The sequence below is a fragment of the Collinsella sp. i05-0019-G5 genome, assembly GCF_042851345.1.
In the GTDB taxonomy this organism is placed as follows: domain Bacteria; phylum Actinomycetota; class Coriobacteriia; order Coriobacteriales; family Coriobacteriaceae; genus Collinsella.
Genome location: NZ_AP031421.1, coordinates 1,253,021 through 1,271,151, shown reverse-complemented (window position 1 = coordinate 1,271,151; position 18,131 = coordinate 1,253,021). Strand labels below are relative to the sequence as shown.

General features: G+C 67.7%; 19 protein-coding genes. 2 read left to right on the top strand and 17 right to left on the bottom strand.

The window, feature by feature from the left end; genetic code table 11:
- Positions 1-134: 134 nt before the first annotated feature.
- The 17 genes from cobK to cobM are packed head-to-tail and all read right to left on the bottom strand — an operon-like array spanning position 135 to position 15,983.
- Complete coding sequence (gene cobK, locus ACGHIZ_RS05805; protein WP_390446606.1) at positions 135-908, bottom strand: precorrin-6A reductase; 774 nt, start codon at positions 906-908, stop codon at positions 135-137.
- Positions 905-1,546, bottom strand: a complete 642-nt coding sequence (locus ACGHIZ_RS05800) for a precorrin-8X methylmutase (RefSeq protein WP_390446603.1) — start codon at positions 1,544-1,546, stop codon at positions 905-907. Before ACGHIZ_RS05800 ends, cobK begins: the two co-directional genes overlap by 4 nt.
- A complete protein-coding gene (locus ACGHIZ_RS05795; protein ID WP_390446600.1) occupies positions 1,547-2,062 on the bottom strand; it encodes a cob(I)yrinic acid a,c-diamide adenosyltransferase in 516 nt (171 codons plus the stop codon).
- Positions 2,059-3,558: a cobyric acid synthase gene (locus ACGHIZ_RS05790; RefSeq protein WP_390449849.1), complete on the bottom strand. Its 1,500-nt coding sequence runs from the start codon at positions 3,556-3,558 to the stop codon at positions 2,059-2,061. The genes ACGHIZ_RS05795 and ACGHIZ_RS05790 overlap by 4 nt, the downstream gene beginning before the upstream one ends.
- Complete coding sequence (locus tag ACGHIZ_RS05785; RefSeq protein WP_390449846.1) at positions 3,551-4,774, bottom strand: pyridoxal phosphate-dependent aminotransferase; 1,224 nt, start codon at positions 4,772-4,774, stop codon at positions 3,551-3,553. Before ACGHIZ_RS05785 ends, ACGHIZ_RS05790 begins: the two co-directional genes overlap by 8 nt.
- Positions 4,771-5,745: an adenosylcobinamide-phosphate synthase CbiB gene (cbiB, locus tag ACGHIZ_RS05780; RefSeq protein WP_390449844.1), complete on the bottom strand. Its 975-nt coding sequence runs from the start codon at positions 5,743-5,745 to the stop codon at positions 4,771-4,773. Before cbiB ends, ACGHIZ_RS05785 begins: the two co-directional genes overlap by 4 nt.
- Positions 5,745-6,746, bottom strand: a complete 1,002-nt coding sequence (locus ACGHIZ_RS05775; RefSeq protein ID WP_138374708.1) for a histidine phosphatase family protein — start codon at positions 6,744-6,746, stop codon at positions 5,745-5,747. The genes cbiB and ACGHIZ_RS05775 overlap by 1 nt, the downstream gene beginning before the upstream one ends.
- Positions 6,743-7,510 carry an adenosylcobinamide-GDP ribazoletransferase gene (gene cobS / locus ACGHIZ_RS05770; protein WP_161144930.1) on the bottom strand — a complete coding sequence of 256 codons (768 nt, stop codon included), beginning with the start codon at positions 7,508-7,510 and terminating at the stop codon, positions 6,743-6,745. Before cobS ends, ACGHIZ_RS05775 begins: the two co-directional genes overlap by 4 nt.
- A complete protein-coding gene (locus tag ACGHIZ_RS05765; protein ID WP_138374710.1) occupies positions 7,507-8,055 on the bottom strand; it encodes a bifunctional adenosylcobinamide kinase/adenosylcobinamide-phosphate guanylyltransferase in 549 nt (182 codons plus the stop codon). Before ACGHIZ_RS05765 ends, cobS begins: the two co-directional genes overlap by 4 nt.
- Positions 8,052-9,194, bottom strand: coding sequence for a nicotinate-nucleotide--dimethylbenzimidazole phosphoribosyltransferase (locus ACGHIZ_RS05760; RefSeq protein ID WP_138374711.1), 1,143 nt, complete (start codon positions 9,192-9,194; stop codon positions 8,052-8,054). The genes ACGHIZ_RS05765 and ACGHIZ_RS05760 overlap by 4 nt, the downstream gene beginning before the upstream one ends.
- The gene (locus ACGHIZ_RS05755) at positions 9,187-10,569 is read right to left on the bottom strand and encodes a cobyrinate a,c-diamide synthase (RefSeq protein ID WP_390449840.1); all 1,383 of its coding nucleotides are present in this window, start codon (positions 10,567-10,569) and stop codon (positions 9,187-9,189) included. The genes ACGHIZ_RS05760 and ACGHIZ_RS05755 overlap by 8 nt, the downstream gene beginning before the upstream one ends.
- On the bottom strand, positions 10,566-11,915 hold the full coding sequence (gene cbiE / locus ACGHIZ_RS05750) for a precorrin-6y C5,15-methyltransferase (decarboxylating) subunit CbiE (protein WP_138374712.1): 1,350 nt from the start codon (positions 11,913-11,915) through the stop codon (positions 10,566-10,568). Before cbiE ends, ACGHIZ_RS05755 begins: the two co-directional genes overlap by 4 nt.
- Positions 11,903-12,646: a precorrin-3B C(17)-methyltransferase gene (gene cobJ, locus ACGHIZ_RS05745; RefSeq protein ID WP_138374713.1), complete on the bottom strand. Its 744-nt coding sequence runs from the start codon at positions 12,644-12,646 to the stop codon at positions 11,903-11,905. Before cobJ ends, cbiE begins: the two co-directional genes overlap by 13 nt.
- Positions 12,646-13,779, bottom strand: a complete 1,134-nt coding sequence (locus ACGHIZ_RS05740) for a cobalamin biosynthesis protein (RefSeq protein ID WP_161144933.1) — start codon at positions 13,777-13,779, stop codon at positions 12,646-12,648. Before ACGHIZ_RS05740 ends, cobJ begins: the two co-directional genes overlap by 1 nt.
- On the bottom strand, positions 13,780-14,013 hold the full coding sequence (locus ACGHIZ_RS05735; RefSeq protein ID WP_187359579.1) for a hypothetical protein: 234 nt from the start codon (positions 14,011-14,013) through the stop codon (positions 13,780-13,782). It lies immediately after the preceding gene.
- Positions 14,006-15,190, bottom strand: coding sequence for a cobalt-precorrin-5B (C(1))-methyltransferase CbiD (gene cbiD / locus ACGHIZ_RS05730; RefSeq protein WP_390449836.1), 1,185 nt, complete (start codon positions 15,188-15,190; stop codon positions 14,006-14,008). The genes ACGHIZ_RS05735 and cbiD overlap by 8 nt, the downstream gene beginning before the upstream one ends.
- A gap of 1 nt (position 15,191) precedes the next feature.
- Positions 15,192-15,983 carry a precorrin-4 C(11)-methyltransferase gene (gene cobM, locus ACGHIZ_RS05725; protein WP_195245784.1) on the bottom strand — a complete coding sequence of 264 codons (792 nt, stop codon included), beginning with the start codon at positions 15,981-15,983 and terminating at the stop codon, positions 15,192-15,194.
- 458 nt (positions 15,984-16,441) lie between these two features.
- Between cobM and ACGHIZ_RS05720 the strand changes: the two genes are divergently transcribed.
- Positions 16,442-17,368 carry a sirohydrochlorin cobaltochelatase gene (locus ACGHIZ_RS05720; protein WP_035138221.1) on the top strand — a complete coding sequence of 309 codons (927 nt, stop codon included), beginning with the start codon at positions 16,442-16,444 and terminating at the stop codon, positions 17,366-17,368.
- Between the two features lie 145 nt (positions 17,369-17,513).
- A complete protein-coding gene (locus ACGHIZ_RS05715; RefSeq protein WP_138340773.1) occupies positions 17,514-18,047 on the top strand; it encodes a hypothetical protein in 534 nt (177 codons plus the stop codon).
- Positions 18,048-18,131 lie beyond the last annotated feature (84 nt).

Below are 18,131 nucleotides of genomic sequence, written 5' to 3'. Positions count from 1 at the left end.
CTTATTGAAGGGCTGCTTGCGCCAGTTCCGGGCGTCGTGCTCGAGCTTTTGGCGGATGACGGGCTTATACGGGTCGAGCTTGCTCGGGGCGCTCCTCCTCGCGGGTGGGAGGGCGCGCTAGGCGCGGCGAGCGCCTAGCGCGCGAACTCCCGTAAGAGCGCGTCTTCCACTTCCCGAAGCGAAAGGGCCCCGCCTCCCTCGGCGGGACGGGTGACCACGATGCAGCGCGCTCCCACGTTGCGCGCGGCGGCGAGCTTCTCGGCCGTGCCGCCTACGGTTCCCGAGTCCTTGGTCACAAGCCACTGGGCGCCCACCTGCCGAAGCATTGCCTCGTTGAGCTCGCGGGTGAAGGGCCCCTGCATGCCGATGACGTGCGACGGCGAAAACCCCGCGTCGATGCACTTCGTTATAGCACCGGGCAGCGGGAGCACACGCACGAAGAAGCGCTCCGCGAAATCGGCGACGCGCGTGTAGGGAGCAAGCTCCTTGCTCCCCGTCGTGAGAAGCGCGCGACCCGGGTTCTCGGAGAGAAAGCGCGCCGCGCAGGCGATCGACGCGACCGGCACGACGCCTTTGGGCAACGCTTCGACCGGGCGCGCAAGGCGCAGGCATCGTGCACCCACGGCGAGCGAAGCGGCCCGGATGTTGCCGCTTGCGAGCGTAGCGAAGGGGTGCGTGGCGTCGACGACGACGCGCGCGCCGGAAAGCTCGCGCTCCATGTCGGCATCGTCGAGCCTGCCCGCATGCACCTCGATGCCCGGAAGCTCGCCCAAAAGCTCTCCTCCGTACTCGGTTGCCGCGTAGGCACGGGCGGGGATGCCCGCCCCGCTCGCCCATTCGCACAGAAGGCGGCCCTCGGTGGTGCCGGCGAAGATGCGCAGCGCCGGCGCGGATGCGGGGGCCGTCACTTCGCGCCACCCGTGCGCGTGATCTGGTAGAGCAGCGCGTTCATAATGGCGGCTGCCACAGTCGAGCCGCCCTTGCGACCCCTCGCGACGATGGCCGGCACGCGTCGCGCGAGTAGCTCCTCTTTCGCCTCGACCACGTTCACAAACCCGACCGGCACCCCAACGACGAGCGCGGGCGCGATCTTCCCCGCGTCCATGAGCTCGGCGAGGCGCAGAAGTGCTGTGGGAGCGTTGCCGACGGCCACGATAAGCGGACCCTCGATGCGGCAAGCTTTGTCCATGCTCGCAACGGCGCGAGTCGTGCCCGCGGCGCGCGCCGTTGCGGCGACATCAGGGTCGGCCATGTAGCACACGGCCTTGCAGCCGAGCTTCGCGAGCGCGGGCTTGCTTATGCCTGCGAGCGCCATGTTCGTGTCGGTGAGCACCGTGGCCCCTGCGCGCAGTGCGTCGAGCGCACAGTGCGCGGCATCATGGGTGAACACGAGGGAATCGGCGTACGAGAAGTCGGCAGTGGTGTGGATGACGCGCTTCACGACGGGCTCTTCGAGCGGCGGGAACGTGCGGCCGCCGAGCTCTTCGGTGATGATCTCGAAGCTGCGCCGCTCGATGTCGCCGGGCGCCATCTCCTTGGAATCCATCTAGTACTCCACTCCTTCCCTTGCACATATCCCCTGAGAGTAGGGGTGTTTCTCGCACCGCATCTCGGTTATGTAGTCAGCCTTCTCCACGATCTTGCGGGAAGGCGCGCGCCCGGTGAGCGCTACTTCGACGCCGCGCGCGGACATATCGAGCGCGCGGTCCACGAGCGCCTCGTCGACAAGCCCCTTCGAAAGCGCGTCGAGCGCCTCGTCGAGCACGAGCAGCCCCTCCTGCGCGCCCTCGAGCTCGGCGAGCGCGGAAGCGAGGTTCCCATCGTGCAGCTCGCGCGTCGCGGCAAGTTCTTCCGACGTCATGGACCAGGTAAACTTGTCCGACGCCTTCCCCGCGAACACGGGCACGCCGAAATGCTCGGCGAGCAGGCGCACCTCCCCGCTTTCGCCGTCTTTCAGGAACTGCACGACGACGACGCGGCGGCCTGCGGCGAGCATGCGAAGGGCGAGGCCCATCGCCGCCGTGGTCTTGCCTTTGCCGTCGCCATGATACACGTGGATCATACGCCCTCCTCGATAATGCGGTAGACATACTCCATGTCGAGCGCCCCGCGCACGGAGTCGGCCAGGCGGTCGAACTCGCGCGCACGGTGATCGGCCGCGGACGCCGCGCCCGGAGCACCCACGACGCTCTCGGGCAGGCCACGCATGCGCGCGAGCGAGCGCGCGAGGGCGAGCGCCACCCCCGGTTCGTCGAACAGGCCGTGGAGATAGGTTCCAAACACGTTTCCGCAGGCCGCGCCTTCTGGTTTGCCGCCAATCGTGCCCGCAGGGGCGCAGGAGACGATCGTTTCGCCGTCGTGGATCTCGTACCCGCGAGCCGTCATGCCGTTCCACACCGAGAACGCGCCTTGGGCGCCTGTGATGCGCAGCTCCGACTGGGCGAGGCGCTTTTCCTCCCTGAACACCGTACTTGCAGGGATGAGCCCGAGCCCGCGCGCGGTGCCAGCGCCTTCCCTGCCGTGCGGGTCGGAAAGCTCGTCACCCAAAAGCTGGTAGCCTCCGCATATGCCGAGCACCGGCGTGCCCGCACCCGAAAGCGCGCGTACACAGGCTCCGATGCCGCTAGCCGCAAGCCAGCGCGCGTCGTCGAGCGTGGTCTTCGAGCCGGGGAGCACCACCAGGTCGGGTCGGCCCAGATCGGTCGTCGAGGAAACGTAGCGCACGCCTACGCCGGGCACGCGCGAAAGCGGGTCGAAGTCGGTGAAGTTCGACAGATGCGGAAGGCGCACGACGGCGACATCGATGACGCCGCGCGCCTCGCGGGCAGATAGGCGCGGCGCGAGCGAGTCCTCGTCGTCCAGGTCGAGCGTAAGATACGGCACGACCCCCACGACGGGGGCCCCGCACATCTTCTCAAGCGGGGCCAAACCCGGGCGCAGGATTTCTACATCGCCGCGGAACTTATTTACTACAAGCCCCCGCAAAAGCGCGCGGTCCTCGGGCGCAAGGAGCGCGACCGTGCCGTAAAGCTGGGCAAACACCCCGCCTGGGTCGATGTCGCCCGCGAGCAGCACGGGGGAGGACACGGCGCGCGCGAGCCCCATGTTGACGATGTCGTTTTCGGCAAGGTTGATTTCGGCGGGGCTGCCGGCGCCCTCGATAACGATGACGTCGTTTTCCTCCGCGAGCGAATCGAACGCCTCCAAAATCTGCGGCATGAGCGCCTTCTTTCGCGCGAAGTAGTCCCTCGCAGCGAAGGCTCCCTGCTCCTTGCCGGCCACGATGAGCTGGCTTCGGTGGCCGCTTTCGGGCTTGAGCAGAATGGGGTTCATGCGCACGTCGGGCGCGATGCTGCACGCCTCGGCCTGCATGATCTGGGCGCGCCCCATCTCGAGCCCGTCGGCCGTGACACCGCTGTTGAGCGCCATGTTCTGGCTCTTGAAGGGAGCCACGCGCAGGCCGTCCTGCGAAAGCACACGGCACAGCCCCGCCGCAAGCAGGCTCTTCCCCGCGTTCGACATGGTGCCCTGGATCATGATGGGCTTCGCCCTACCCACGGGTATCGACCTCCTTCGTCGAGCCTCGGCCATACGCGCCCGCCATAGCGCCGCTGCAAGAAGCGCAGCCCCGTTCGTCGGGTTCGCCTTCGCCCGATGCGCCTTCCGCCCGAAGCGCGCGGCTGAACGCCATCGCAAGCCGGGCATTCTCCTTGCGCGTGCGCACCGCGACGCGGCACCAGAAACGGGACAGTACCGAAAACGAGTCGCACGTGCGGACCAAAACCCCCTGTTTATACAGGCGCTCGGGGATGTCTTTCGCCGGCGTGCGGACTAAAAGGAAGTTCGCATCCGACGGCACGACGGAAAGCCCGAGCGAGGAGAGCTCGTGGGAAAGCCACGCTCGCTCGCCCGCCAATACATCGCGCGTGCGCGAGACGTATTCGACGTCTTCCAGGGCGGCGATACCCGCGGCCTCGGCGACCGAGGAGACGGGCCACGCCTGCCCCGCCCGGCGAATGCCCTCGAGGAGTTGGGCGTTTCCGCTGATCAGATATCCTAACCGCAACCCCGCCATACCGTAGAGCTTGGTGAACGCGGAGAGCACGGCCACATGGCGCAAACACGCGGCGCGTGCGGCCACGCTCCTTTCGCGGGCGTCGGGCGCAAATCCGAGGAAGCACTCGTCCACGACGAGCAGCGCGCCCGCCTGCTCGCAGCGGCAAGCCGCGGCATCGATCACGCGGGGGTCGACGAGGCGCCCCGTCGGGTTGTTCGGATTGCAGAGGTACGCCACGTCTCCCGGCCCCTCGATCGCGCGGGCGAAGGAGGCAGGCACGTCGAAGTCGTCCGCTTCGGAGAGCGGGAACTCCTGCACGCATGCGCCGTAGTAAGATGCCGCCTCCGCATATTCAGAGAACGTCGGCGCGCACACGACGATGCGTTTCGGGCGCACCGCCGCAGCGAGCCGCCAGATGATGTCGGACGCGCCCGCGCCGCAGACGATAGTATCTTCGGGAATGCCCTGGGTGCGCGCTAGGGCACGAACGAGGGCGAGGCTTTCCCTATCGGGGTAGGCGTCGATTCGAGAAAGCGCCTTGCAAGCTGCGGCGACGGCGCGCGGCGATGGGCCTGCCGGATTCACGTTCACCGAGAAGTCGATGAGGTCGGAGGCGCCCCCTTCGCAAGCGATGCCGAGCGATTGCCGGCTGCCCCCATGCGCACGGGCGCGCAGGATTCCCCCGGCAGCCCGGGACGCGGCGTGGTCTTCCCTCATACCATCGCCCCCACGACAAGCACGACCGCCGCGCGCGCGGCGCCGAAGACGACGAGCGCGCATACGGACGCGGCGAGCATGAGCCTTGTCGCCCGGGCGATGTCGCCCCACTCGATTTCGCGGGACACGTCGCCTATCGTCGGTTTCTCAACGAGCTTGCCGAAATACACCGCGGGTCCCGCCAGGCGCAGCCCGAGCGCGCCCGCGCACGCTGACTCGGTCTGCGCCGAGTTGGGGCTCGCATGGCGACGCCTGTCGCGGCGCCAGATGCGCGCCGCCCCGCGCGCGTCGAGCCCGACGATCGGGCACACGGCGATCATGAGCAGGGCCGATAAGCGCGAGGGAATCCAGTTCACCGCATCGTCGAGGCGCGCCGAGGCGCAGCCGAAGTCGATGTAGCGCTCATTTTTGTAGCCCACCATGCTGTCGAGCGTGTTCACCGCCTTGTACGCCATGCCCAAGGGCGCACCCCCGATCATAAGGTAGAAAAGCGGCGCGATGACGCCGTCGCTCGCGTTCTCCGCCACCGTTTCCACGGCGGCGCGCGCAACGCCCTGCTCGTCGAGAACAGACGTGTCGCGTCCCACGATGAGCCCGACGGCTTCGCGAGCCGCGACAAGGCCGCCCTTCGAGAACGCGCGGGCCACGGCCAGGCTCTGGCGGCGAAGCTCGCATGCCGCGAGAATCTGATAGCTTGCCCATGCCTCGGCCACGAAGCGCAAGCCGGAGTGAACCATGCCGCAAAGATGCAGGATTCCCCAGGTCAAAAGCCCACACGCAAGCGGAAGCGCCACGGCGAGCACAAGCCCTGCGGCGCGCGTGCCCGCGGACGTTTGCGGGAATGCGCCCCGCAGGCGGCCTTCGGCCCACGTGATCGCGCGCCCCATGGCGACGACGGGATGGGGAAGCCAGCGCGGGTCGCCGAAGGCAAGGTCGGCCGCTAACCCGGCGGCGACGGCAAGAATCGTCATCACCGGGCATCGCCCCCCGAAGCGGGCCGAACGTCGCGAAGGCAGCGCCCATCCCAGGTGGCGGCCCATGCACCACCCGGCTCGGTATGCACGTCGAAGTATCCCATTTTCGGGACAGCTAGCTCGGAGAGCAGCGCTTTCACGGTACCCGCGTGAACGACGAAGACGGCGCGCCCACTCCCCTGGGCGCGCTCCGATTCGCACGCCTCCCGAAACGCCGCGACGACGCGGCGGGTGAAATCGCTCTTGCCCTCGCCATGCGGGCAGCGCGTCTCACACCAGGAGTCTACCCAGGCGCGGTAACGCGCATCCTCTTTAAGTTCGGCGGCGCTTCGCCCCTCGAAGTCGCCGAAATCTATCTCGCGCAGACCGGGGCACGCCATAAGCTCCGCGTTCGGGAAGAGAATGCGTGCCGTCTGGTCGGAGCGGGCCATGCCGCTCGTGATAACACGGAACACGTCACGATCGCACGCGAGGTCGCGCAAAGCGCGCTCGCCCGCGCTCGACAGGGGCTCGTCGGTGCCCGCCCCGCTGTAGCGATGGTCTTCCGTGCCCGCCGTGGCACCATGGCGCACGAAGATGACTTCCAAAGGCGCGCCCGCGCCCAGCGTCCCTCGAGGCGCATCGGCAAGGTTTCCTTTGATGACCTGGGGAATCCCGCACGTCATGCGCACGACGACGTCGGCGCGCGCAGCGAGCGCGCATCCCAGGCGCCCCGCGCGCTCGCGCCATTGGGCGTCTTCCGCACGCATAGGGACGACCCCCGAGCCGACCAAGGTCAGAATCACTGCGTCGAAGCCAATCAGCCGCTCGAGCGCCCGGTCAGCGTCGAGCGTGCGTACGAGTTCCTCAGCACGGTACGCGACACGGCCGGCAAAAACCGCGGGCACGACGCCCTCCGCAAGCTGCGCCGCGTCGACGAAATCGTCCGCCGCGAACCCGAGCTTTTCGCGCACGAAGGTCCTCTTCCCCGAATGCGCGCCACCTACCACGAGCATCATAGGAGCATGCCCCCCGCCACCAGCATGGCAAGCATCGCGAGCTCGGCCCATTGCAGAAACCATCCGGCCAAATCCCCCGTCACCCCGCCGAAGCGGGACAGGGCAACATGGCGATACCACGCGAGCGCCAAAAGCCCCGCCACCGCCATAAGGGCGCCGACGGCCCGAGCGCACGCGACCATCCCTGCAGCCGAAGCCGCAGCGAAAGCGCAAAGCGGCACGACGATCGCCGCGCGCTTCTTCGAAGGCGAGAGTCCCGCGGCCATGCCGTCCGCCCGCGCGGCAGGCCAGCATTCAACGGCGAGCCCCGAAAGCGCGCGGGAGAACACGAGCGAGCACAGAAGCGCGAGGAACGCCCCCGCCGTAAGCGGCAGCGCGGTGAACAGGGAAAACTGCAGAATAAGGTACACGACAACACCGATGACCCCGAAGGCGCCCGCCCGCGGGTCGTGCATGATCTCGAGCTTTCGCTCGCGCGGGGCCCAACTTGCAAGCGCATCGGAGGTGTCGCAGAGCCCGTCTAGGTGGATGCCACCCGTCACCGCCACAGGCAGCGCCACGAGCACGGCCGCGACGATGGTCGCGGGCACGACAAGCAGGTTAGCCACGTACCCCCACGCCGTCATGAGGAAGCCTTCCGCAAGGCCCACCAGGGGAAACGCGGCAAGCGCATGGGTTGACCCGAAATCGGTCCAGGCCGATTTCGGGACGGGGATGCGCGAGAACGTTCCGAACGCCGCGCCGATTGCCTCTGCTATCTTCACCTTGTAGGTCCTTCGCCTTTCATCCACACGGGAATCCCGCATACCACTTCGACTGCGCGGTCGGCCATCGCCGTCACGCCCTCGTTCACGCGCGCGAGCGCGCGCCTCCACGCCTCGGTCCCCTCATCGTAGCGCATCCCATCGGCGAACACGTCGACGGTGACCACCACCGTATGCACAGCGGCCTGAGCGAGCCGTTCGATGCCTCCGAGCACCTCGCGCGCCGCAGCGTCGGGGTCACGTGGGGGCAAGCCGCCTTCCGGGAAGAGCTCGTTCGCAACCAGGTTGCCCACGTCCTCCAAAAGAAGCGTGCAGCCGCGCGGAAGCCCGGGCACTGCGGCGCCCACGTCACGCGTGCGCTCGAGGGTGGAAAACCCCTTGCCCTCGCGCAGCGCCCGATGGCGCGCGATGCGGCGGGCGCCCTCTTCCCCGAAGGGCTCCATCGTTGCCAGGTACACGCGGGGCCCGTCGTGCCCGAGGCACAGGGACTCGGCGTAGGCGCTCTTGCCGCTCGCGGCGGCGCCGATAACGAGCGTCACCGTCATTTCCAGGCCTCGAAATGCTCGTAAGCAGCCATGCCGGTCGCCGTGAACGTCTTCCCATCCCGGTACACGCGCAGCGCCGAATCCAGAAGGGGCAGATACGCCATGGCGCCCGCGCCCTCGCCCAAGTGCATGCCTGCGTCGAGGGGTGCCTTTATGCCGAGCTCGCGAAGGAGCTCCTGGCTTGCGGGTTCACTTGATGCGTGGGTGCCCACGAGGTAGCCCAAGGCGTTGGAGCACAGGCGCGCCGCGCACAGGGCCGCCGTGCAGGATACTACCCCGTCGAGGAGCGCCGGAGCCTTCGAGGCCGCGGCCCCCAGGTAGAAGCCGCACATCGCCGCGATGTCGAAGCCGCCCACCTTCGAGAGCACGTCGATCGGGTCGGCGGGATCGGGCGAGTTCGCGTCGATAGCGCGCTCGACCACGTCGCGCTTGCGCGCGAGTGAGGCGTCCGAGAGCCCCGCGCCGCGCCCGACGAGGCTCCGCGCGTCCGCCCGGAGGAGCACTGCGGCCACCGCCGCCGAGGTGGTCGTGTTGCCGATGCCCATCTCGCCCGCGACGAGAAGGCGCACGTCGGCGCGGGCAAGCCCGCACGCGACGGCGATTCCGACCTCGATTGCGCGCACGGCCCCATCGCGAGACATAGCGGCGCCGTGCGCGATGTTGTCGCTCCCCCGCCGCACGTTCGCGCGCACCATGCGCGCGTCTTCTATGCCCCGGGCCATACCCACGTCGACGGGCACGACCTCGGCACCCGCGAACGCCGCCATGCGGCAGGCACTCGTGGCCCCCTCGCACATGTTGCGCGCGACGGCTCGCGTCACGTCTTGCCCGCTTTGCGACACGCCTTCGGCAACGACCCCGTTGTCGGAGAAGAATACCGCGAGTGCACGGGGAAACTCGGCCACCTCGGCGCTCCCCTGAGCCGCGGCGATACACGCGACGGCGTCTTCAAAGTCGCCCAATCCCCGCAAGGGATGCGCGATGGAGTCCCACTCGGCGTACGCGGCGGCGCGGGCGCACTCGTCTGCGGGCGCGATCCGGGAGAGCGCGGCTTCGAGCACGGCGCCCGGCGCCGACGAGAACGCGCGCTCGACTTCCTCGCGGATGCAGGCCAACGCGGTTTCGGTTGCTTCAGCCATGCCGTCTCCTCTCTGCGAACGACGCTGCGGCAGACGCGAACGTGCGCGCAACGTCGGGGTTCGCAGGATAGTACACATGCGGGAAGCCCGCAACCAGGGACGGGGTGGTCGTCATGCACGGCCAGCCCTTGTCGCGCCGGGGCTTCTGCGCCCAGAAGTCGCCGCCCGGGCAGGTGGACTGCCAGTAGTGGAACTCGTGCGCGCGGATGCGTGTGCCGCGCGGCCCGTAGAGCCCGTCGCGTTGGGAAGTGAGCTCCACGTACCCGAAATGGGACAGCCTTCCCCCGTTCTCGCTTGCGCCTTCAAGGGCGCCCGCAACAGGCCAGCGCCGCCCCTCGCTATCGGCGATTTCACGCTGCAGGTACAGAAACCCACCGCATTCGGCGACCGTCGGCATGCCGGATTCCACCGCGCGCCGCACCGCCTCGCGCATAGGCGCGTTCTCGGAGAGCTGCCGCGCATGGAGCTCCGGGTAGCCGCCTCCCAGATAGAGGGCGCTTGTCCCCCGGGGCAACTCACTATCACACAAGGGGCTGAAAAAGGCCAGCTCGCAACCCAGGTCCTCGAGCGCGCGCAGGTTCTCCTCGTAGTAGAACGAGAACGCCTCGTCACGGGCGACGGCGACGATGGGCCGCGCTCCCGCGATCGGCTCCAACCGGTAAGGTTCCTCGCGGATATCGGGTGCCGTCGCCGCTGTTTCGAGCAAGCGGTCGACGTCGACGGTCTTTTCCACCAGCTCGGCCATCTTGTCGATGCGCGCGGAGAGCTGCTCGACCTCGTCGGCGGTCACAAGCCCCAGATGCCGGTTTTCGAGCGAGAACGCCTCGTCGGCGGGGATATTCCCCAAAACCGCGACGCCCGTGTGCTTCTCGATCGCAGGCGCCGCGTAGGCGCAGGCAGCGGCGCTCGTCTTGTTCAACACGACGCCGCGCACGTTCGCACAAGGCAGGAACTCGGCGATGCCGCGGATTACGGCGGCGAGCGATAAAGACGCCCCGCGCCCGTTCACCACTAAAACGACCGGCGTTTCCGTGTCGCGCGCAACCTGGTAGCTGCTCGCGTCGGCCACGCCGGGCGCCATGCCGTCGTAGAAGCCCATGACCCCCTCGAGCACCGCGACATCCGCACTCGCGGCGCCGCGTGCGAGCAGGGCGCGCAGCGTCGGGGCGTCGGTGAAGAAGCCGTCTAAGTTGCCCGAGCGCGCACCCACGACGCGACGATGAAAGAGCGGGTCAATGTAGTCGGGGCCGCATTTGAAGGCCGCGCATGCAAGGCCGCGGCGTGCGAGCGCGCGCAGGAGCGCGCACGTAACGACCGTCTTGCCGCTCCCGCTCGAGGGCGCAGCGACCATGAAGCGCGGGATGGTCGTGCTCACCGGGCGCCGCCTTCCCCACCTGCACCACGCGCGCTGACGAGGAACACGGGGTTTTGCGCCTTCATAAGATGGTGCGAGCCTACAGCCTCGGCGCGGGCGGCCGACACCTGGCACGCCTCGAACCCCTTAAAGCGCGAACCCGAGAGGAGCGCGCACGCCTCGGTGAGCGTCTCAACGGTGACGCATGGCACACACAGGCGAACCTGCGAGTTTTTCTCGAGCGCCGCCTCCACGATGGAGGGAAGCTCACCCGCGCTCCCGCCGACGAACACGGCGTCGGGGACGGGCAGTTTCGCGAGCGCTTCGGGGGCGACACCGGGGACCGCATGCACGTTGCCGCAGCCGAATGCATCCGCGTTCTCTCGGATGAGCCGCACGCCGGCCGCGTTGCGCTCGACCGCCCATACCGACCCCACTCGCGCGACGAGCGCCGCCTCGATCGACACGCTCCCCGTGCCGGCGCCGACGTCCCACACGGTGTCGGTCGCGGTAAGGCGCAGCTTCGCGAGCGCGACGGCGCGCACCTCCTGCTTGGTCATGGGAACGTCGCCGCGGATGAAGAGCTCGTCGGGAATGCCCGAGGAAGCGTACGGCCAGCGGGAGCTCGCGGCGCGGGATGCGCCCGCAGAGTCCGCCGCGGAAGAAGCCGCCGTGGGCGCAGACGCACCGGCAGGCGCCTCAGAGGCTACGCTAGAACCCGCGGGCGAGCCGGCGCCGCCTGCGAACTCGATAAGCATCACGTTCAAGTCGTCGAACGTCTGACCTGCAATTTCACTTGCGGTCGCGCAGGTGATGCGCTCCTCGGGGTACGACAGGCGCTCGGCCACCGTCACGCGCGCGTCCCCGAAGCCCGCATGCACAAGCTCACCCGAAAGCCGCGAGGGGTCTTCCCCGCCCGACGTGACGAGGAAGAGTTCACCTGCGCGCTCGGCCTCGGCCACGATGTCGCACGCCACGCCGTGAGCGCTCGCGAAGCGCCAATCCTGCCATGGACGCGCGAGGCGCGCGGCGAGATACGACGCTGAGCTTATGCCGGGAATGACGCGCACGTCCACCTGCGCGTCGCCGGAGAGCGCCTCCACCAGGCGGCGCGCGCCACTGAACAGCCCCACATCGCCCGTCATCACGACCACGGCGCGCTGCCACGACGCCGCATCGGTGAGCGCGGCGACGATGTCCGCCGTCTTCACGAGCTCGCATCTCACCACGTCGGGCGGCACGTCGATGCCGGCAAGCGCGCGATGAGCGCCGATGACCACATCGGCGATGTCGATCGCGTCGAGCGCCGCGCGCGAGAGCAAGTCGGGGTTTCCGGGCCCCGCCCCGATTATCGTTACCTTTCGCATGGAATCTCCCGATACCCGCGCGGCGTGACCATACGGCCGCCTACGCGCTTCGTGTCCGCGTTGCCGACGAACACGGTGGTGAACATGTCGGCGTCGAGCTCCCCCAGCTCGGAGAGCCTGCACATGCCCGACTGCTGCCCCTCGCGCCCGATGTTGCGTACCCAGCCGCAGAGCGTGTCGGGGGCCTTCCATTCGAGCATAATCTTCGCCGCGCGCGAGAGCCTGTCGGCGCGCTTTCTGCTGCGCGGGTTGTACAAACAGATGCAGAAGTCGGCGCTCGCCACGGCGGCGAGCCTGCGCTCGATGACCTCCCACGGCGTGAGCAGGTCGGAGAGCGACACGACCGCGAAGTCGTGGGCAAGCGGGGCGCCGAGCACCGCCGACCCGCTCTGAGCCGCGGTGGCCCCGGAGATAACTTCCACGTCTACATCGGGGTAGTCCTCCGCAAGCTCCAGCACGGGGCTCGCCATGCCGTAAACGCCCGCGTCACCGCTGCACACGAGCGCCACGGCTTCTCCGCTCTGCGCGCGCGAAAGCGCCAGACGGCACCGTTCGACCTCGTGCATCATCGGCGTCGCGAGATGCGCCGCGTCGGGCACGGCGGCAAGCGCGAGCTCCACGTATTTCGTGTACCCAACAACGATGTCGGCCGCCTCGAGCGCGCGCCGAGCCGCAATCGTCATGCCGTCGGGGCCGCCCGGGCCGATCCCCACCACGAAGAGCTTTCCCATCACCGCTCCTTAAACGAAAGTTCGATAGATACTTTGGAAAACGCGACGGTCACGCCGCCGTGAGCGAGCTTCGGGAAGATAAGTTTGCCCCCGCCCGCGAGCGCCGCGCGCTCGCACACATTGTCGACCCCCACCGTCGCGCGCACGAAATCAGATGGCGAAACGCTGCCTTCGACCTGCGACAACTCCTCTGCGGAATACGTCGCAAGCGGGATATTGCGCGCGCGACAGAAGGCGAGCAGACCCTCCTCGTGCGCCTTCACGTCGATCGTCGCCGCCTCGCGCACGGCCAAAGGCGAGATGCCCGCCTGCCCGCACGCGAGAAGAAACGCCTCCCCGATCGCTTCGGCGCACGCACCGCGACGGCACCCTATGCCCGCAACGATACAGGGCACGACAAGGCGAAGCGGCTCGGGCGCAGGCGCCTGCACCCGCATGCCCGCCGGCATCCCCGTCTCACCGGCGGGCACGACCTCGTCCGTTGTCTCCGCCGCGCGAACGAACGCGCCTGCATTCGCGCCAGCGAACGGCGACACGACGATATCGGCCCGAGCGCGGTCGGACGCAATGTCTACCCCCTCAGGCGGCTGTCCCGAAATCGGCATGTCGGAATAGAGTGCCACGCGCCCGCCCGAAAGCAGCCGCGCCGACACTCGCTTGATGGCCTCGGGATTCGAAACGGCGAGCCCCGCACAGCGCGCCCACGTATCCACCGCCCACACGCCGCGGACGTCGGTCGCCGTGGTGATGACGGGGATGGCCCCTACCGCGCGGGCCACAGTTTGCGCAAGCTCGTTCGCACCGCCCAAATGCCCCGACAAAAGCGGGACGGCAAAGCGCCCCGCCTCGTCAATCACCACAACCGCGGAATCGGTTGCCTTCGAAGCGACATGCGGCGCGATCGCCCGCACGGCGATGCCCGCCGCGCCCACGAACAGAAGCGCGTCCGACGCTTCCCACGCGAGCGCCGTCCATGCGCGCAGGTCGGCCTTCCCCTCGCCGAACCCGCGCGAAACGGAAACGTCCCAGCCAGGGTCGTCTTCACCTGTCTGTGCGCAATCGGAAAGCGCGTGTGCGGTGCGCACCGCCAACGCATACCCCCTCTCAGTGAACGCTATGCAGGAAACCCTCATCTAGCGCACCACCATCGTCGAGAAGTAGCTGCCCCGATCGGGCACATCGTCGAGCGAGCGGTACACGCGCTCGCCCGGAAGCCCACAGTCCTCTACAAGCTCGGCACCGTCGAAGGCACCCTCCTCGCAAAGGAAGCGCTTCGTGTCCGCAAGCGAGCGGCGCGCCTTCATGACCACCTTCGTCCCCGGCCAGCCGATTGCACGGCGCACCCCGTACAGAACGCCTTTACTCATACGTCGCCCCCAATTTCCCGATAACTGCATCGGCGCCCGACGTGCGGAAAAGCTCGCGGCGCTCGGCGTCGAACACGACCGCGGCGATGTCGCATGCGCCCGCCGCGCGGCGGCGCAACCTGTCCTCGATTGCCGCAGCGAGCGAGGCGCGCGCAGCGTCCCCCACGCCGGCGGCCTCGATTACCTCGAGCGCCGCCGTGGTCGTGACCGACGACAGGATCTCACGCACGGTCTTCGCGCCCGCGCCGGCCAAGGCCGCGTGGGCGGCCAGAATCTCCGCGCGGCAGTCGGCGGTACGCGAATGGGTGTCCATGATGCCGCCCGCGACCTTCACCAACTTGCCGATGTGTCCCACAAGAAGGACATTAGTAAATCCCTCGCGAACGCAGCAATCAATCGCATCGCCCACAAAGTTGGAGATAAAGACCACCGGCGCACCGTTTAGGTGGAAATGCCCCGAGATGAACTGCGCGCCGTAGTTGCCGGGCGTGAGCACGACTCCGCGCCGCCCCATAGCCGCATGCTGCCGGATCTCGAGCTCGATGCTGTCGCGCAAGGCAGCGAGGCTGCGCGGCTCGACGATGCCCGTCGTGCCCAGGATGGAGATGCCGTCCTTTATCCCCAGGTGCGGGTTGAAGGTCTTTTCGGCAAGGGCAACACCCTCGGGTACCGAAATCGTCACAGCAATATTTCCAGAAAAGCCGTGCGCGGCGCACACCTCGCGCACCGCCGAAGTGATCATCGCGCGCGGCGTCGCGTTGATGGCGGCCGCCCCCACCGGCTGCTCGAGCCCGGGCAACATCACGCGCCCCACGCCCACGCCGCCATCGACGGAAACTTCCGATTCGCGCGCGGGCACGCCCTTGCTGCCCGCAGCGCCCGCGCCCGAGCCCGCATGTTCCACGCGCGCGTACACGAGCACGCCGTCGGTCACATCGGCATCGTCGCCTGCGTCCTTTCGCACGGCGCACTGGGCGCACCCCTCGCCGATGCATGCGTCGACCACGTCCACCTCGACGGGCAGCCCGCCGGGGGTGACGATCGACACGCGGCCGACGGGCTTTCGCGACAAGAGCATCTCGCAGGCCGCCTTCGCCGCGAGCGCGGCGCAGCTCCCCGTGGTGTAGCCGCAGCGCAGGCGGGTCGTCCCGGTATATATGTAGTGCTCGAAGGCCACGCTAGCTGCTCGCCTTCCGATACCCCGTGGCAAACGAAGGGTCATAAAGCTTGCTGCGCTCGTAGGACTCCGCTTGCGCGCCGTCGTGCGCAAGTCCGCCGCGAGCTCCGAGCACGCGGCCCACCACCACGAGCGCCGTGCGGTCGATGCCCTCTCGCGCGCCCGCATCGGCGAGCGTGCCCACTGTGCATCGCACCACGCGCTCCTCAGGCCAGGTCGCCTTGTACACGAGCGCCGCCGGCTCATTGGAGCTGCGGCCCGCGGCCAAAAGCTCGGCGGAAAGCTCGGCGAGCATACCCGAGCTCAGGAAGATGACCATAGTCGAGCCGCTTTCCGCCATGGTGCGCATGCCCTCGCCCGCGGGCATGGGGGTGCGTCCGGAAAGCCGCGTGATCACGACCGACTGGCTGATTCCCGGCAGCGTGTATTCCTGGCGAAGCGCCGCCGCGGCACCGCAAAAGCTCGACACGCCGGGCACCACCTCGTAGTCCACGCCGCGCGCGTCGAGCGCGTCCATCTGCTCCTGGATGGCGCCGTACAGGCACGGGTCGCCCGTGTGCAGGCGCACCACTTCCTCGCCCCGTGCATCCGCCGCGCACATCACGTCGAGCACTTCCTCCAAGGTCATGTGCGCGCTGTCGTAGACGACGCAGGATTCCTTGCACTCGGCGAGCAGCTCGGGGTTCACAAGGCTCCCCGCCCAAACGACCACGTCGGCCGCGCGCAGAAGGCGCGCCCCGCGCAGCGTGATAAGGTCGGCGGCGCCCGAGCCTGCGCCAACGATATGAATCATCCGAGCCTTCCCTTCCCGTTTCTCATCGCAACCGTTTACGCCGCCATTCGCGCAGCGGACAAAACACGGCGCCTGCGGCGGCAATCGGCGCAAATACGCAGGCAGGAGGCGCAATGCCGCCCGCCCTGACTTTGACACGTTCACAAGTGCCCTCTATCATAGTAAAAGTTTCGGCAACGAGCATATGACAATCGGATAAAAGGAAATGACCGGCGCGGCGCCCGCACAGCCCGCGCTGGCTTGCGGAGGGAACCAGGTGGGAATCCTGGGCAAGGGACATTACTGTGTAGGACGCGCAGGCGAACCGTCTCGCGCCCCAAGCCAGACTGCTTCGCCTTTTCCTCACGGCATCGCCGTGGCGTTAGCTCCTTGTGAACCCCGAGGGGCGCGCTTTTCTTTCGCTTGTGCCGACAAGCAACTGTCGCCGGGGGACCGGCAAACCGAGGAAAGGAAAAACCATGTCCGACCAGATGTCACGCCGCGGCTTCATGGGCGCCGCAGCAACCGGAGCCTTCGCGCTCGCCGGAGTCGCGCTCGCGGGCTGCTCCAGCACCTCCGCGAGTTCCGAGAAATCGAGCGAAAAGGAGAAGGCCGTGAAGCCGGTCATCCTCGTCACGAGCTTCGGCACGAGCTACAACGACTCGCGCCACATCACCATCGGCGCCATCGAAGACGCTATCCGCGAGAAGTACTGGCAGGACTACGACATCCGCCGCGCCTTCACCGCGCAGATCATCATCGACAAGCTGAAGAAGCGCGACGGCATCACGATCGACAACATGACCGAGGCGCTCGACCGCTGCGTGGAAGACGGCGTGAAGGAAATTGTCGTGCAGCCGACGCATCTCATGGCTGGCCTGGAATACGCCGACGTGAAAGACGAGCTCGACAAGTACGCCGACAAGTTCGACAAGATCTCGCTCGGCGACCCGCTGCTCACCTCCGACGACGACTACAAGAAGGTGGCCGCAGCCATTAAGGAGAACATGGCGTCCTTCGACGACGGCAAGACGGCGCTGTGCCTCATGGGCCACGGCACCGAAGCCGATTCCAACGCCGACTATGCCAAGATGCAGGAAGTGTTTAAGAACGAGGGCTTGACGCAGTTCTTCGTCGGCACCGTCGAGGCTGAGCCGACCTGTGAGGATGTTATCGCCGCCGCGAGCGCCGCAGGGTACAAGAAGGCCGTGCTCGCGCCGTTCATGGTGGTCGCGGGCGACCACGCGAACAACGACATGGCAGACGAGACCGACCCCGACAGCTGGGCTGCAAAGTTCGTGGCCGCTGGCTTCGAAGTGACGTGCCTGCTCCAGGGTCTGGGACAGAACGCCGCGGTCGACGACATCTACGTCTCGCACGTGGACGACGCCATCGCCAAGCTGTAAACTCGCCGCGCACGGGGGCGCCGGTCGCGTCCCCGTGCAACGGGCATGCGCCTTCCCCGACCGACGGCGCATGCCCGTTGCATTCGCATCCCGCCCGCCCACCGCACGGCGCGGGCGGTCGAAGCGATTGAAAGGAACCCCCTCCATGTTGAAGAAAACCCTCGCCTTCGCCCTGTCGGCGGCGCTTTTCGCGTTCTCGCTCGCCGGCTGCGGCGGAAATTCAATCGACAGCGCAAAGGCAAGCGATGCCGATTCCCAGGAAAAGACCGAACAGGCGGCCGATGCGCCCGAGGGCGCAAGCGCTGCCCCCATCACCGCCGACAAGGTGGCCGACGGCACCTATCCGATCACCGTAGATTCCAGCTCGAACATGTTCAGGATTGTGGACGCCCAGCTCATCGTGGAAAACGGCTCCATGCACTGCGTGATGACACTTTCCGGCACGGGCTACGGCAAGCTCTTCATGGGCACGAGTGACGAGGCTGCCGCCGCGAGCGAGGCCGACTTCATCCCCTATGTGGAAAACGCGGAAGGCAAGTACACCTACGACGTGCCCGTTGAAGCGCTCGACGAGGACACCGCCTGCGCCGCGTGGAGTATTAGAAAAGAGCAGTGGTACGACCGCACGCTCGTGTTCGAATCCGCCGGCGTCGATCTGCGCGCCGACGCACTGAAGTAACGCCATGCGGTCGATTCTTCCCAAGGGGGAAAACAGAAAGCGCCACAGAATCGCGGCGCGCGCGATCGCCTGCGTTCTCGTCGC